This window comes from Streptomyces sp. NPDC050448 (genome assembly GCF_040655295.1).
Taxonomy (GTDB): domain Bacteria; phylum Actinomycetota; class Actinomycetes; order Streptomycetales; family Streptomycetaceae; genus Streptomyces.
In genome coordinates this window covers 42666-55718 of sequence record NZ_JBFAJR010000036.1, presented here as the reverse complement: position 1 = coordinate 55718, position 13053 = coordinate 42666, and the positions used below count along the sequence as shown (strand labels likewise).

The window sequence follows — 13053 nt, the reverse complement described above, 5'->3', positions numbered from 1 at the left end:
CGGTGGGGCGGCGAGCGGATGGCGGGGCACGCCCGCGCTGTCCTGGTCCTCGCTCACCATGCCTGGCCTCCTTCCCCCGGGTCGTCGAAGACACCCATGGACTCGAGCTCTTCCCACAGCGGTCCCAGGGTCCGGCGGGCCCGGGTGAGGTGGACGCGGACCGTTGACGCCGAGATCCCCATCTCCACCGCCGCGTCCGCCCCGCTCAGATCCGCCAGACAGCACAACGCGACGGCCGCCCGCTGCTGTTCGCTCAGCCGGGCGATGGCTGCGCACGCCCGACGGTATGCGTCCTTCAGGTCCAGATGTGCCGCCGGCTCCGGCAGTGGCGCGTACGGATCGATGCCTTCCAGGGGGTGGTGGGCGGGCGTACGGCGCAGGGCCGCCAGGGCCTCCCGCACGACCACCGTGGCCAGCCAGGCGTACCAGCGCGTCACCGGCGGGTGGTGTCCGGCGGGCCCGGTCATGCGGCGCCAGCACACGATGAACGCCTCCTGCACCACGTCCTGGGCCAGGGCGTAGTTCCCGCCGCAGGCCACGAACGCCTTGGCGAGCAGGCGCTGGTACGAATGTCGGAAGAACGTGTCGAAGTCGAGGGGCCCATGATCATCCGCCATGCCCGGCGCTCCGGCCTCGGGGCACCCGTACGGTCCAGGAACCGCCGTCGTGGTCCTCGACCGTGGCGGTTCCGCCGTGCACGTTCAGCTGCTGGAGCACGGTGGTGATCGTCTCTCTTCTGCCCCGCTCGCGGAGCCGGTGGGCGCAGGCCCGTACGACTGCTCCCGCGCCGATGCCGAGACCGGCCGTCGCAGAAGACCAGACCCAGAGCGTGTGCACAGTGCGCTCGTCCTCCTCCGTCACGCGTGGCCGGGAAGTCCCCGGCTCACTACGAAGAGGTCAGCGGGCGCGAAAACGCTTACAGCGCCCGCGGCGCCTTCCAGGAAGACGGGGCAGGCGGGGTTCCGGGGCGGCCGGGACGGTCAGTTGGCTCGTGAGTGGGCGCGGCCGGCGATGTGTGCAGGAGCGGCGATGCCCTCGGGGAGGGCCGGGTCGGCTTCCGGCCGGCCGAAGGTGGTCGTGAGGGGCAGGACCCCGGCCCATGTCCCAAGCGCGGCGTCCGGGCCGTCGCCGTCGTCGGGGGCGCCGGTGCGCACCTTGACCGAGGCGTTCTCCAGTGACAGCGCGAGCAGCGAGGTGGCGGCGAGTTCCTTGCGGTTCGGCTGCCTCGCGTAGTCCCACTGGCCGGGTGCTGCCTGTTCGGTCAGGCAGCGAAGTCCGGCGAGCTTTTCCTCGGCATCGGTGACCAGGCGGGGTATGCCGTAGATCATCGCGCTGCGGTAGTTGACCCCGTGCTCGAACACGGAACGGGCGAGGACGAGGCCGTCCACGTGCGTGACGGTGATGCACACCCGGGTGTGGGGCGAGGCGACCAGGCTGCGGCTGGCGACCGAGCCGTGGAAGTACAGGTTCTGGCCGTCGCTGCCGTAGACGGTCGGGACCACCGTGGTCTGACCGTCCACGGCCACTCCGAGGTGGCAGGTGAAGCCGGCCTCCAGGATCGCGTTCAGTTCCGCACGCTCGAGGCTTCCTTGTTCCCGCAGGCGGCGGTGGCGGGTGAGGTCTGTCTGCGGCAGCGTCGGCGGCAGTTCGCTGTGGTTCACGTCATCCTTCCCGGATGGCTCGGTACGGGCTCACACTACTGATACCGAGGCACGAGAGCCATGGATCAACGAAATCCGTTGATTACGGGCCTCGCAGCAACCGAAACAGCCGAACCGTCGCAGGCTCGCCGGCCGGGCCCCCGCAACGCGCCGATCACCGGCTTGCAGGCGTCCGTCACGGCGGATCGCCGCGTGCAGATCGACCTTGGGCTTCGGCAACACCCGGGCCCCGTCGTCGGGCAGAGCACAACCATGCTCCCGAAAGCAAGGACCCAGGCGTTCCCAAAACTCAGCGACATCACTCTCCCGTGGAAGCAGCCGTTACCACCGCCGAGCAACACACGTTCCTGAAACTCACCTCCAAAGCCAGCGGCGGAACCATGAGGCGACCGGTGCGCTGGACTATTGCATTCGATCCTGTTCCGTGGATCCCCAGGAGGGAATCACGGATCGTACGGGATTGAATCGAGACCCTGTCGAGCGACTCGCTCCTTCTTCGGTGTCTCAATTCCTGTGGATTGGGGCCCGGGTAAGAAATTTCAGGCGGATGCCGCTGCAGACAGCCGTCCGCCGGTCATCCAGATGCGTGACATCGCATCGGCCAGGGCGGGGTATCGGGCGGCCTCGCAGATCATTTCCGAGAGCACGAGCATTCCGTGTGCGGTGCACTTCGGATCGCGGTTCCGGTGCAGCGAGATAACCGCGTTGCCCAGGGGCCGGCGCCCCAGGAAGATCCCTAAACGCCGCACGGCCGCGGCCGTCTCCAGGTCGGAGCGGTCTCCGGCGAACGGCAGGACTTCGGTTCGGCGGATCCCAGGTGGCGCGATGGAGTCCCGCACGTGGCGGACGCACGCTTCCGGCGGAGCCTGTCCGTTCTCGAAAGTGTTGCGGAATCCGACGATGCGCATGCCGGCATTCTGCAGGCGGAGTTCGATGTAGAGCTCGATGGACAAACCTCGCAGCTGAACACGCAGGGGCAGGTAAGCTATTTCCCCCGGCCTTCGCGAGGCCCCGCCGAAGAATCCCTGAGCATCCTCTACCCTCGACCGGATGGTCGACGTCAGGAGCTGATACTCGTCCACCGATGCGTGCGCCGGGGAAAACGACACAGGTTTCAGCACGGCCGCCCGCATCAGGGGAGGCCGCCGGAAATCGTCCTTTCCTGAAGTAATCTGACCGCGATCGGTTCGATCCTGCTGCATTCACGCATGCGCATCCACCGCCTTCGACATCATCCCCATCCCAGGGGCCGGATCGGTCCGTCCTTTGTAGTCGCCCTGACGGTGGCCGGGCGAATAGTTGGCCTCTGATGCTAAGAAATCGGAGCGTGATCCCGGTGCCCGGCCCCCGCCCCGGACACGAAGCTGCCTGATGTCCGCTCCGGGCCGCTGCCGGGGTGGCCGATGAGCCAGTCGGTCAGGTCGCGGGGCAGGAACAGCACGTGGTGTCGAGGTTGTCGGAGATGACGGACCCTGGCCCGTCCGTCGGGTACATGCCGCACTCGCCCGCCCGCCAGCGGTTCGGCCCGCCGCTCCTCGGCTCCAGCGTCAGGCTGCCGGGCGGGATCAGGGGAAACACCAGGTGGGTGAAGGGGTCGGCGTCAACCGCGAAGAGGCCCGAGCGGCTGATCCCGGTCCACCGTCACATCACCGGCGGCGTGGCGCCCCACCGCGAGCCGGCAGGCGTCCCCGCCGTCGTCCATCCGCACCGCGTAGTCGACATGGGTGGCCCGCGGGAACGCCCTACCCGCCTCCACATCCCGCGCCTGGTGTCAGGTAGGTGGGTCGGACGAGGTGGAGCTCTTCGGCCCGTCGCCGGTGCCGGGGCAGGGAAGCCGTGTCGTGATCGGCCGCGTGCCGCGCGCTGAGCCGGGCGTGGACGGTGGGCAGCACCGCGGTCAGGCGGCACACCCGCAGCGGCATCGAATGGCGGGCTTATCACGACTGTTCGTCAGCCGGTGACAACCGGCTCGGACCCAGCTTCGACAGCATGATCGACCGCATCGTTTCCCACGCCAACGCAGGACGCCGGCTGGCGCTGGTCTGGCTGGACATCAAGGACCCGAACTACTGCGGAGAGCAGGAGAACCGCGGGTGCAGCGTCGCCGGACTGCGCGACAAGGCGCAGCGGCTGACGGCTGCCGGGATCCAGGTGCTCTACGGATTCTACGAGTACCACGGCGGCAACACCCCGGACGTCGCTGGCAGGGGCTGGAAGAGCCTGGGAGGCAGGCTCGGCAGCCTGGAGGGCATCACGACGCCGGAACACGCGACCAGGTCCGAGGCGCTTTCGACCGGTCCGGTTCCGGATTCCCGGCCGGTCGCCGGGTGATGGACTACGGCGACAGCGACATCGCCAGGAGGTTCGGCAACTGCACGGAAAACACTCACTACACGTGCGCGGAACGAGAAGAGCGCTGGGGACCGTGACGCCGGACAGCTCGCGGCCACACTGTCCTGGACGACCACTTACAACGATCCCTGGTACGTCGACAAACTGCTGGGCGACGGGCGTGTGGACGGCATCATCGCGGGCTACGGGTCCTTCACCGGAGTGCGCGAGTACGACGACAGCTGGCAGTGCGCCAACGCCATCAACCTCGTCCGTGACTGGTGAACCGCCACATCGGCACCCACCGCATGGCCACCCCTGGTGACCGTCTGTTCAGGTAGTGCGCAGGCACAGCCGGACGCACCGGTGCGCGTTGCGCGCGGTTGACGTACATCGGGTGCGGTGGCGCATCTCCCCCTGACCGCGGGTGGATGCACGACATCGTCGGTGTACACCGCCTGCGTCGAGTGCGCGGCACCTGTCCGCTCCAGATCCGGCCGGAGCGGTGGACATCGCGTCGTACGACCGTCCGGCCGGTCTCGAACCTCCTGCGGGGCTTGCCCCGCTGGGGTTTGGCCGCCGAGCGGCGGCGTCCTCTTCGCCCTGGCGTCGCGCGACCCGTTCGACTTCGGCCGAATGCCGTTGCGGCTGCGTGGGCGTAGCCCTCGAAGACCAGCGCGCTGCGCAGATGGCCGTACTGGATGGCGAGGGCGACCAGCCCGCCCGGACGGCCGGCGATGTGCCAGGCCAGGGTCCGCCGGAAGCGCCGGGTGCCGACCTTAGGGCTGGTCCTGCTGCGCGAGGTGTTTCTTGAGCCAGGTGAGCAAGGTCGCGAACGCCGGGGACATGGCGGCGTCCGACTGTTCGAGGACCGTCGCGTGGTCGTCGTCCTCCACCGTGATCGTGTAGGTCATCGCGTCCCTGGCACGGTCGGCCTGGTCCTCCTCGGGCATCGCGACCGCCGCCGCCGCCAGCTGGGTCAGCTCCGCTGCGGCGTTCTCGGGCAGGGCCGCTGTGTCCAGCACCTTGGGCTGGCGGCGGACTACCGCCGCCAGCCCGCCGTATGACTCCAGAGTCACCTTCATTGCGCGCGACCGGTGGTCACTTGGCCCCCTTCAGTGTGGCCACTTCCTTGGCCAGCCCGTTCACCTTGGCGTTCAGTTCCCCCATCTGCCTGGACAGGGCCGCCAGGCCGTCCTGCCGGCTCAGGCCGCCGTTCCCGTTGACCGGCAGGCTCCGTGCCCGGGCGAGCCCCGCCGGGACCCCGCTGATCTGGATCTCCACTCCCTGCCACGCCGCCAGCACGGCCGACTGCTCGGGGCTTCCGGTGCCGAACAGTTCCCCGGCCTTCTGGAAGGTGGTGTCCGCGAAATCCTGGAAAGTGGCATCCTTGCTGGAGGCTTTGAGCGATTCGTACCAGATGGTCCCCGCAGCCTCCCATGCGAATCCGCCGATGCCCATGGCCGCCAGGAAGAACGCCTTGTTCGGAATGCCGGAGTTGAAGTGCACCCCACCGAAGTCCCCTCTAGGGGTGTCGGGCAGATGCATGAATTTGCTCATACGGTCGGGCTGGGGGTCTTTCCCGAACTGCGGATTGTTGTACGCCTGCCCCGGCGCCTTCATCGAGCGCAGGGCGTCGCCGGCGATTCCCGGGGTCCACACCTCAGCCCCGATCAGCCAGTCCGCGTCCTCGGCCGTCTGCTTCAGCGACCATTGCTTGACCAGCGACCCGAAGACGTCCGACATCGACTCGTTCAGGGCCCCGGACTGATTGTGGTACTCGAATTCCGAGGTGTTCTCGGTGACCCCGTGCGTCAACTCGTGTGCGATCACGGAGAGCGATCCCGTGAGGTTGCTGAACTCCTTGTCGTCCCCGTCTCCGAAGACCATCTGACGTCCGTCCCAGAACGCGTTGTTGAATTTCACGTCGAAGTGGACGTATCCGTCCAGACGCATCCCCCGGTCATCGATCGAATTGCGCTGGAACACCTCCTTGTAGAAATCGCGCGTCAGGCCGAGTCCGTCGAACGCCTGGTTGACGGCCGGGTCCGAGAACTCCGGTCCGTCTTCCGGCCTGACCAGGACAGCGCTGGGGAGGGAGACCCCCTGCTCGCAGTCGAAGACGGTGCGCCGGCCGTTGCCGGCGGTGGCGGCCGCGCCGGCGAGGGACGCCCGGACCGCTCGCTCGCCCCGCAGGCGCGCAGTGGTCAGCAGGGTGTCCAAGGCGGCCTGGCGCACCTCGTGGTCTTCGCTCTCCAGGAGCTTGTCGAGAATGTACGGGGGAATGATGCAGTTGATTGGTCGGGTCCCGCTCATGGGGCACCTCCTGCAAGAAGAGGACCGTTGGTTAACAATTCATCAGTTGATGCTTGGATGTTCTCAGATCACTGCTCGAGTTCCCGGCCGGGAAAGGCTCGAGGAAACAGCAGGTGCCCCCTGATGTGACAGCAGCGGGATAGGCGCTTGGCACCGAGCAGCCCGGATTCCAACGGCGGGGCCACGCTGATATCACCAGTCTCCTGCCGTCCGCAGCGACTGGCAATCGCAACGAAAGCGCGCAGAGATCCGCCCCGGACGACCGCCGGACGCCAAGAAATGGGCGGCGCGTAGCGATCTGTCCCGCCTGCGGGTCGGTCCCGAAGCCTGCTCCGGTCGTCCTCGCGTGCGGGTACCGGCCCAAGACGCTCCCAGGACGCCGAAAAACGAGGAGCGCGTAGCGATCTGGCGCGCTTGGTTGGCACGGGATGGGCTGGTTGTCGGCCCGGATGCCCGGTCTGCCGGCTCCCGTACCCCGGCACCACCGCCACCTACACCTACACGGAGTACGAGGACCGCTGGTCGATCAGCCCCTGGCACCTGGGCGCTTACCACTACTACAAAATCGGTCAGTACACCTCGATCGCGGGCTACGAAGGGATCCAGGAAGGCCGCATCCACTTCGCGGGCGAACACACCGACGTCGACAACTCCACCCTGAACGCGGCAGTCGCCTCCGGCGACCGCACCGCGACGGAGATCCGCGCCCAGATCTGACCTCGTCGACCCCAGGCGCCGAGAAGCGCCTGCTGCTGCCCCGAAGGGGACGGATACCCGCTTCGGGGCGGCCGGGGGTTCTGCCGTCTCCCCAACTCGCCGCAGTCGGTCGGCCCGGCGCCGGACCTCGGTGGCGCGACGCGGCGGACGGCGCGTTCCTCGACGGGCTCCACCTCACGCTGCGGTGCGGCGCCGCCGCCTTGGCCGTCGTGGCTGTGCTGGTGGCTGTGCTGGTGGCCGTCCTGCTCCGGCATGCCCCGGCCGTCCCCTCCCCCATCACCAGCCGCCCGGAGCCTGCGGCGGAACCGGTCGGCCGGTAGCCGGGTGGGTGGCGACGGCTCCGCCGGCCTCCGCGCGGCAGGCGGTCCAGGAAGAGGACGGCGACCGCCTCGGCCAGCCGCGTCCCCGCCGGCGGCCGGGGCGGTGTGGTCGAGCACCGCGAGGTCGGCCCAGGCCGCGTCCTCGCCGTACGCCCAGCCCTTGGACCACCGGCCCGCAGCCCGGCCCGGCCGCCGTCGAAGACACGGAGCAGGAACTGCTCCGACTCCCGGCAGAACCGGGCCGGTCCGGAAATGCCGGGGAGGATGAGAGGGAGATTCGCCACGCTGCCCTGCCGCTTGTAGTCCACCTCCACCCACCCCACCGGCCGCAACCACCCCGAGGCGAACCACCGCGTCGAAGTCGACCCTGCGCACGCCGAGGCACCGCGCGGCCCGGTCCGGGCCGAGGGGAACGCGGAAGGAGCGCTGCACTCGGCCCGCATGGTGAAGTGCAGCGCTCTGCTGCGCTCAGCCGGCCACCGGCTGGCGAGTTCCTCGGCCGTCACCCCGGTCGTGGTGCGGCCGTCGGCGCTCGCTGCGGCGAAGACGGCGAGCCGGCCGAAGATGCACTCGTTGTCGGTGAGGAGCAGCTGACCTGTGGCGACCCAAGCCCCGCCGCCGATGACCGACGTCACAGCCGCCTGCACACCGGCGCTCCGGACGCGGCCGGCAGGGTCCGGGCGCTACGCAAGGGGTGCGCTGGTGTGGGAGGGGCCGGTCACCTGCGGCGGCCGTGGAACATGCCCCATCTGAGGTGGCCCTTGCGGCAGGCGGCAGCGACTTGGGGCAGGTTCCTTTCCAGGCGGTCCCGATACTCGGCACTGACGGAGTCGACGAGTCCCGGTGTCGGTGTCCGGAGCTCGTCGACGAGGCGTTCATAGTGAGTCAGCATGTGATCGCTGAGATCCTCGAAGCCGGTGTCGGAGAACTCGAGCGCCCGCAGTTGCTCCTCATAGAAGCCCGGCGTGGCGAATCCGCTGATGGTCAAGCGCTCCGCGAGCGGGCGTACCTCGCCCTCAGGGGCGCCCTCGGCGGCCATGACGTCGGTGAAGACCAGGCGGCCGCCGGGCTTGAGAACGCGCCTGGCCTCCCGCAGCGCCTGGGGCCGGTCGCCGCTGTGGCACAGGGCCTCCTGGGACCAGACGACATCGAAGCTCCCGTCGGGGGCAGGGATGTCGTGGAAGGAACCGGTCACCACCTCGATGCGCCCGTCGAGGCCGCGCCGGGAGTTCAGTTCTCGGTGCCGGCGGTTTTGCACCTCGCTGATGTTCAGGGCCACGACGTGGCAGGCGAACTCCCCGGCCAGTCTGCGGGCCGCGCCTCCGTAGCCGGACCCCATGTCCAGCACCGTGCTGTCGGGACCGAGCGCGTCAGCCACCTTCGCAGCCAGCCGCTCGACCGTGCGCCCGGATGCCACGCCGACCGCCTCCCGCACATCTGCGTACACCCCGATGTGAATGTCCTCCCCGCCCCACGCCTGGGTGTAGAAGCCGTCGACGTCAGGCGCGTTGTAGTAGACGCGTGCCGCATCCGCGGCCTGAGCCGCAATGTCCTCAGCCATGACCCATTCCTCGGCACATCCCGGCCGCCGCAAACCCCGTTTTTCAGACACACCCGACTACCGCCACCCTCCGTCAACTGAACACACGCTGACCGAGCTCGCCCGCACCGTAACCCGCGCGGAGTGTGCCACCTCCGAAGCCCTCAGCCGCCGGCAACCCCTGAGATCAGACGGCCCTGCGGGCGCGGACGGCGTCGGGTGTCCAGCCAACGGTTCAGCCCGTGCTGCGGTCCAACTCGCGCCGCCCGACCAGCGGGCGGGGACCCGGTCGGGCGGCAATCCAGATCATCCGGCCGCCCCAGGGTCGTCCTTGCCGAAGCCGGGCACGTCGTCAACGGTGACGTGCCCGGCGCAGCCGCATCGAGCGCAGCGGGTGCAGGAGAACACCGTCACGGTCCACCACCCGGTCCGCGCTGATCTGGGCGGACCAGGACCGCGTCCTGGGGGGCCGGGCAGGGCTCAGCCGTACAGGCCCCGTCGGCCGTCCCCTCAGATTCAGGCCTTTGCGGGGCTCCGCTGGCTCGGCGCTCACGGTGCGCAGGTGTTGCGGCGCCCGGCTCGCCTCGCGGGCCTCCTGTGTATCGCCCATGCTGAGTAGGAGGGCGCCGTCGGCCCTGAGACTTGTCCCTCCCAAGGGCCGAACTTGGCGCCTGAGAGGAGAAGGTCATGCGTATGCGAAGAATGCTGGGCCTCGCCCTGGCCGCAGCAACCCTTGCCGGCATGAGCGCCATCGGCGCTGTCAGCGCTCAGGCCGCTGCGTCTCCGGCCATCACCGGAGACGAGTGCACCGCCGCGGGCGGACAGATCACGTCCATCTCCTACGGGGGCACCGTCTGCATATTGCCTGACGGAACCAGTCAGTCGATCACTTAATGGGCCTCACGGCCTGAACGTGACGTCATCCCGACGTGACCCTTGTGGGGAATGCGATCCAACCGGTGGACGCGACGGCCAGCTCGGAAGCCGCCGGGACCTTTAAAACCCCATCGCACCGGAATATCAGCATCATCGGCCGGCCACCACACCCTGGCAACCCGACCTCCAGGCGCTCATCGACGACCTGCACCACACCAGCCGCCGGCCCGGCAGCCCGGAGTCCCACGACCCACGTCACTCCCCCCGTACCCAAGGCTCTCGGACCTGGATGTCGTCGGCCCTGAAACCTGCAGGCGTTGGTGACGGGGTGTGGGATCTGGAGTGGGGGAAGCCGTCCCCGCCGCCGAGGTTTGTCGTAGTGGTGCCGGCAATACTCGTGCGCGTAGGAGCGCTTGGGCAATCGTCGGTCGAGCAGCATCGGGCGGGCCTCCTCCGGGCGAGGTGATGGAGCCGGGACGGCTGTGGTCCCGGCTCCCCCGCTTGGTGTCTCGGGCCACGCGGACCCCGCCGCCCGTACGCCGGTTCAGACCCAGGCGTGGGACTCGTTGGGACTCGTCCGGGCTGGTAACAGAACAGACCTGACCACGCCGGCAGCCGAACGGACACCAGGCAGTGTCAGGCCGAGTTCGATCACATGACTACGCGGTGAGGCCGGAAATGGACAATACGCCGAAGAACCCCAGCGATCCGGAGACGCTCTCTGACGAAGAGATGATGAAACTGATCAATGAAATCCTCGACAGCGTCCCACCCGAACAGGCCGAGGCCTGCCTCCTCGCCATTGCCGAGGGGAGACCGCCTCCCCTGGAAGTTCCGGTTGACCTGGCCCCCGCCCAAGCGAACAGCCTTCTCCTCTTCCTCCACAGAGGCGGCGGCTGATTCCGCCCCAGATCGACGGGCTCACCTGGGCGAGTACCAGGTCCAGGCCGCCATCGCGGCCCTGCATACGCCAAGCACGCGCCGGGCTGACGGCTCTCGCCGCGCCTAACACCTCACTGCCCCGCCACGCCGCCGTGGCGGACTTCCACGAACCTGACGGGGACCCGGCAAACGGCGGCACGGCTGTATGCCGAGGTGGCTCGCAATGCACCCAACCCGACGCGCAAGGCCGGCCCGGCTCGACACCCGCAGGTGCCGCTGACGACTCGCGCTCGGAGTACCTCGAAGGGACGCTCGGCGCGGCCTGGTCGGTCGCCTGTCGCTCAGGATCGACCGCGGTTCAGCCGTCGCGACGACGTTGCGGTTTGGATCACCAATGCGCCTATCCGGGTCACTTCCGGACGTCCCCCGGGCGAGAGACGCGCGATGCGGGTAGGTCGTTTCACGCAAGGTGACCTTGGGCTCCATGAGGAGATCAGCTATGTACGCGGTAATGCGACGGTACGAAGGGGTGACTGACCCTGCCGAGGCGGGACGCCGAGTGGACGAGGGATTCGTGTCTCTCCTCCGCCAAGTCCCTGGTTTCGTGGCTTACTACTGGGTTGACGCCGGGGACGGAGTGATGGTCTCTACCAGCGTCTTTGAAGACCGAGCCGGGGCCGAAGAGTCGGTCAAGAGGGCGGCGGACTTCGTACGGGAAAACCTCGCGTCGCTGCTCCCCAACCGTCCTCAGGTCACGGCCGGCCAGGTGGTGGCTGCTGGGTAGCGGCCTGCCGAGTGGCGCTGGATCCCAAGTACCCCCATTCCGACGCGGCAGCGACACCAGGCTGCTTTGCAGCCTGGTGGGCGCGGTTCGCTTCGCTTTCCGGCTCTGGCTGCTTCGCTGGCGGCTGGCTACGAGGGAGGGGCCGGGCCCGGTGGGAGACCCGCGCCGCTGCACTTCGTAACGCACAATCGGCATCCCACCCGGCGGCGACGTCCAGACGTAGTCGCTGGAATCGCAGCGGGTGGCGGAAGACCACCGGCGCTGATCAGGCGGCTCGTGGCCGGTCGGTGTCCCCGGCCTCGGACGGCTCGGAGAGGCACGGTTCCTCGTTCCGGGACCGCCGTCGGGTTCATGATGTTCATGACGACCTTCAAGGCCCTCGCCTTCGACCGCCGGCTCGCGCTCGCCGGATTCTCACGCGCCCATCTGCCGGTGTCCAAGGTCACCGCGATGACGGCCGCCTGCGCTCTCAGCGCCGCGTACGCCACCGCCGTGGTGTGCTGGTACTGGGACCCGGTCCAGCCAGTGCTCCTGGCGCTGGCCCTGTTCACCGCCGCCCTGAGTTACGGCGGCATCGGCATCCTGCTCGGCGCGTTCCTGCGAAACGAACTGGCCGGCCTTTTCGTCATCATCATGGCCAGCCTCCTCGACACCATGCTGCAAACCCCGTGAGCAACCGGGAAGCAGACAAGGACGGGCTGCAGTTCCTGCCCGCCTACGGCCCCACACAGATCGGTTTCACCGCCGGATTCACCCCCACCGACATCCCCGACGGCTACCTGCTGCTCGGCCCCGCCTGGTTCCTCGCGATGTGGCTGCTGGGCACGGCTGCGTTCTTCGCCCGGACCCGCAACCACCTGCCCGCTCCTTCCGCTCCACTGCCGACAGGAACCACCGCATGAACCGACATCACATCCGTTTCACCGGCTCCTGGAAGGCGTTGCTTTCACCGGATGCGATGTACGCAAAACTTGCCGACGTCGGCGCCTACCCCACATGGTGGACCGGCTTCCGTTCCGTCCGGCAGACCGGCGAGCACGCATGCGTAGTCGTCATCCAGTCCGTCCTGCTCTACTCACTGACCGCCCGGATGACCGCGGTCGTGGCAGACCCAGCCGAGCGCGTCCTTAAAGCAGCAGTCGACGGCGACATCGCGGGCACCGTCGGCTGGACCGTGGAACCCGGCAAACCCCATGGCAGCGTGGCCCACTTCACCGAACACGTCACCGTCCAAAAAGCCGCCGTCCGACGCCGGATGCCCATCGCACGGCCGGTCTTCCACATCAACCACGCCCTGGCCATGCGCTCCGGCCAGCGCGCCCTGACAGCCCTCGCACACCAGTCCGCGTAGACCACCCCGGCTGACAAACCATCACACACCCCGCGTCGCCGGACCCGCACCGGACGTCGCATGGGAACGCGGGCGTCCATCACGGTCACTTTCGGCCGTGGTGTTGAGGGAAACGAGCAGGATCAGCGACGCCGGGGATCCATGGTCGAGCCCCAGGGGCACGGCGGTTCACAGGGTCCTGCGGGCGGAGGCGCGGCTATCCAGGCCCCCTTACGAGGCGGGCGCCGGCCTGGCCACAGCACACGGGCGGACGCCCCCCACGCCCTTGCGCGCGG

Annotated in this window: 14 protein-coding genes; 7 read left to right on the top strand and 7 right to left on the bottom strand. The window is 68.7% G+C overall.

Annotated elements, in window-relative coordinates; all coding sequences use genetic code 11:
• Positions 1-53 precede the first annotated feature (53 nt).
• From AB0I68_RS31210 to AB0I68_RS31195, 4 genes are all read right to left on the bottom strand, one after another.
• Positions 54-617, bottom strand: a complete 564-nt coding sequence (locus AB0I68_RS31210; protein ID WP_363180722.1) for an RNA polymerase sigma factor — start codon at positions 615-617, stop codon at positions 54-56.
• Complete coding sequence (locus AB0I68_RS31205) at positions 607-861, bottom strand: hypothetical protein (RefSeq protein WP_363180721.1); 255 nt, start codon at positions 859-861, stop codon at positions 607-609. The genes AB0I68_RS31210 and AB0I68_RS31205 overlap by 11 nt, the downstream gene beginning before the upstream one ends.
• A 119-nt stretch (positions 862-980) precedes the next feature.
• Positions 981-1661, bottom strand: coding sequence for a pyridoxamine 5'-phosphate oxidase family protein (locus AB0I68_RS31200; RefSeq protein ID WP_363180720.1), 681 nt, complete (start codon positions 1659-1661; stop codon positions 981-983).
• Between the two features lie 539 nt (positions 1662-2200).
• On the bottom strand, positions 2201-2794 hold the full coding sequence (locus AB0I68_RS31195; protein ID WP_363180753.1) for a ribosome-inactivating family protein: 594 nt from the start codon (positions 2792-2794) through the stop codon (positions 2201-2203).
• A gap of 748 nt (positions 2795-3542) precedes the next feature.
• Here AB0I68_RS31195 and AB0I68_RS31190 point away from each other — a divergent pair.
• Positions 3543-3992, top strand: a complete 450-nt coding sequence (locus tag AB0I68_RS31190) for a hypothetical protein (protein ID WP_363180719.1) — start codon at positions 3543-3545, stop codon at positions 3990-3992.
• A 779-nt stretch (positions 3993-4771) separates the two neighbouring features.
• Here the strand turns inward: AB0I68_RS31190 and AB0I68_RS31185 are convergent.
• Complete coding sequence (locus tag AB0I68_RS31185) at positions 4772-5077, bottom strand: protealysin inhibitor emfourin (protein ID WP_363180718.1); 306 nt, start codon at positions 5075-5077, stop codon at positions 4772-4774.
• Positions 5078-5093: 16 nt separating this feature from the next.
• Complete coding sequence (locus AB0I68_RS31180) at positions 5094-6308, bottom strand: M4 family metallopeptidase (protein WP_363180717.1); 1215 nt, start codon at positions 6306-6308, stop codon at positions 5094-5096.
• Between the two features lie 414 nt (positions 6309-6722).
• Between AB0I68_RS31180 and AB0I68_RS31175 the strand changes: the two genes are divergently transcribed.
• Positions 6723-7025, top strand: a complete 303-nt coding sequence (locus AB0I68_RS31175) for an FAD-dependent oxidoreductase (RefSeq protein WP_363180716.1) — start codon at positions 6723-6725, stop codon at positions 7023-7025.
• Between the two features lie 1038 nt (positions 7026-8063).
• Here AB0I68_RS31175 and AB0I68_RS31170 read toward each other — a convergent pair.
• Positions 8064-8906 carry a methyltransferase domain-containing protein gene (locus AB0I68_RS31170; protein ID WP_363180715.1) on the bottom strand — a complete coding sequence of 281 codons (843 nt, stop codon included), beginning with the start codon at positions 8904-8906 and terminating at the stop codon, positions 8064-8066.
• A 666-nt stretch (positions 8907-9572) separates the two neighbouring features.
• Here AB0I68_RS31170 and AB0I68_RS31165 point away from each other — a divergent pair.
• The 5 genes from AB0I68_RS31165 (at position 9573) to AB0I68_RS31145 (ending at position 12778) form a co-directional block, all read left to right on the top strand.
• Positions 9573-9779: a hypothetical protein gene (locus AB0I68_RS31165; protein ID WP_363180714.1), complete on the top strand. Its 207-nt coding sequence runs from the start codon at positions 9573-9575 to the stop codon at positions 9777-9779.
• A gap of 660 nt (positions 9780-10439) precedes the next feature.
• Positions 10440-10661 (top strand): hypothetical protein, encoded by a 222-nt coding sequence (locus tag AB0I68_RS31160; RefSeq protein WP_363180713.1) that lies wholly within the window; start codon positions 10440-10442, stop codon positions 10659-10661.
• 1126 nt (positions 10662-11787) lie between these two features.
• The gene (locus AB0I68_RS31155) at positions 11788-12099 is read left to right on the top strand and encodes a hypothetical protein (protein WP_363180712.1); all 312 of its coding nucleotides are present in this window, start codon (positions 11788-11790) and stop codon (positions 12097-12099) included.
• Positions 12096-12329 carry a hypothetical protein gene (locus AB0I68_RS31150; RefSeq protein ID WP_363180711.1) on the top strand — a complete coding sequence of 78 codons (234 nt, stop codon included), beginning with the start codon at positions 12096-12098 and terminating at the stop codon, positions 12327-12329. Before AB0I68_RS31155 ends, AB0I68_RS31150 begins: the two co-directional genes overlap by 4 nt.
• The gene (locus tag AB0I68_RS31145) at positions 12326-12778 is read left to right on the top strand and encodes an SRPBCC family protein (RefSeq protein WP_363180710.1); all 453 of its coding nucleotides are present in this window, start codon (positions 12326-12328) and stop codon (positions 12776-12778) included. Before AB0I68_RS31150 ends, AB0I68_RS31145 begins: the two co-directional genes overlap by 4 nt.
• The last annotated feature ends 275 nt before the right edge of the window (positions 12779-13053 follow it).

Excerpts from the sequence above, each read along its gene's own strand:
- AB0I68_RS31210 (WP_363180722.1), bottom strand. The coding sequence starts at position 617 with ATGGCGGATGATCATGGGCCCCTCGACTTCGACACGTTCTTCCGACAT.
- AB0I68_RS31195 (WP_363180753.1), bottom strand. The coding sequence starts at position 2,794 with ATGCGGGCGGCCGTGCTGAAACCTGTGTCGTTTTCCCCGGCGCACGCA.
- AB0I68_RS31185 (WP_363180718.1), bottom strand. The coding sequence starts at position 5,077 with ATGAAGGTGACTCTGGAGTCATACGGCGGGCTGGCGGCGGTAGTCCGC.
- AB0I68_RS31180 (WP_363180717.1), bottom strand. The coding sequence starts at position 6,308 with ATGAGCGGGACCCGACCAATCAACTGCATCATTCCCCCGTACATTCTC.
- AB0I68_RS31170 (WP_363180715.1), bottom strand. The coding sequence starts at position 8,906 with ATGGCTGAGGACATTGCGGCTCAGGCCGCGGATGCGGCACGCGTCTAC.
- AB0I68_RS31165 (WP_363180714.1), top strand. The coding sequence starts at position 9,573 with ATGCGTATGCGAAGAATGCTGGGCCTCGCCCTGGCCGCAGCAACCCTT.
- AB0I68_RS31160 (WP_363180713.1), top strand. The coding sequence starts at position 10,440 with ATGGACAATACGCCGAAGAACCCCAGCGATCCGGAGACGCTCTCTGAC.
- AB0I68_RS31155 (WP_363180712.1), top strand. The coding sequence starts at position 11,788 with ATGACGACCTTCAAGGCCCTCGCCTTCGACCGCCGGCTCGCGCTCGCC.
- AB0I68_RS31145 (WP_363180710.1), top strand. The coding sequence starts at position 12,326 with ATGAACCGACATCACATCCGTTTCACCGGCTCCTGGAAGGCGTTGCTT.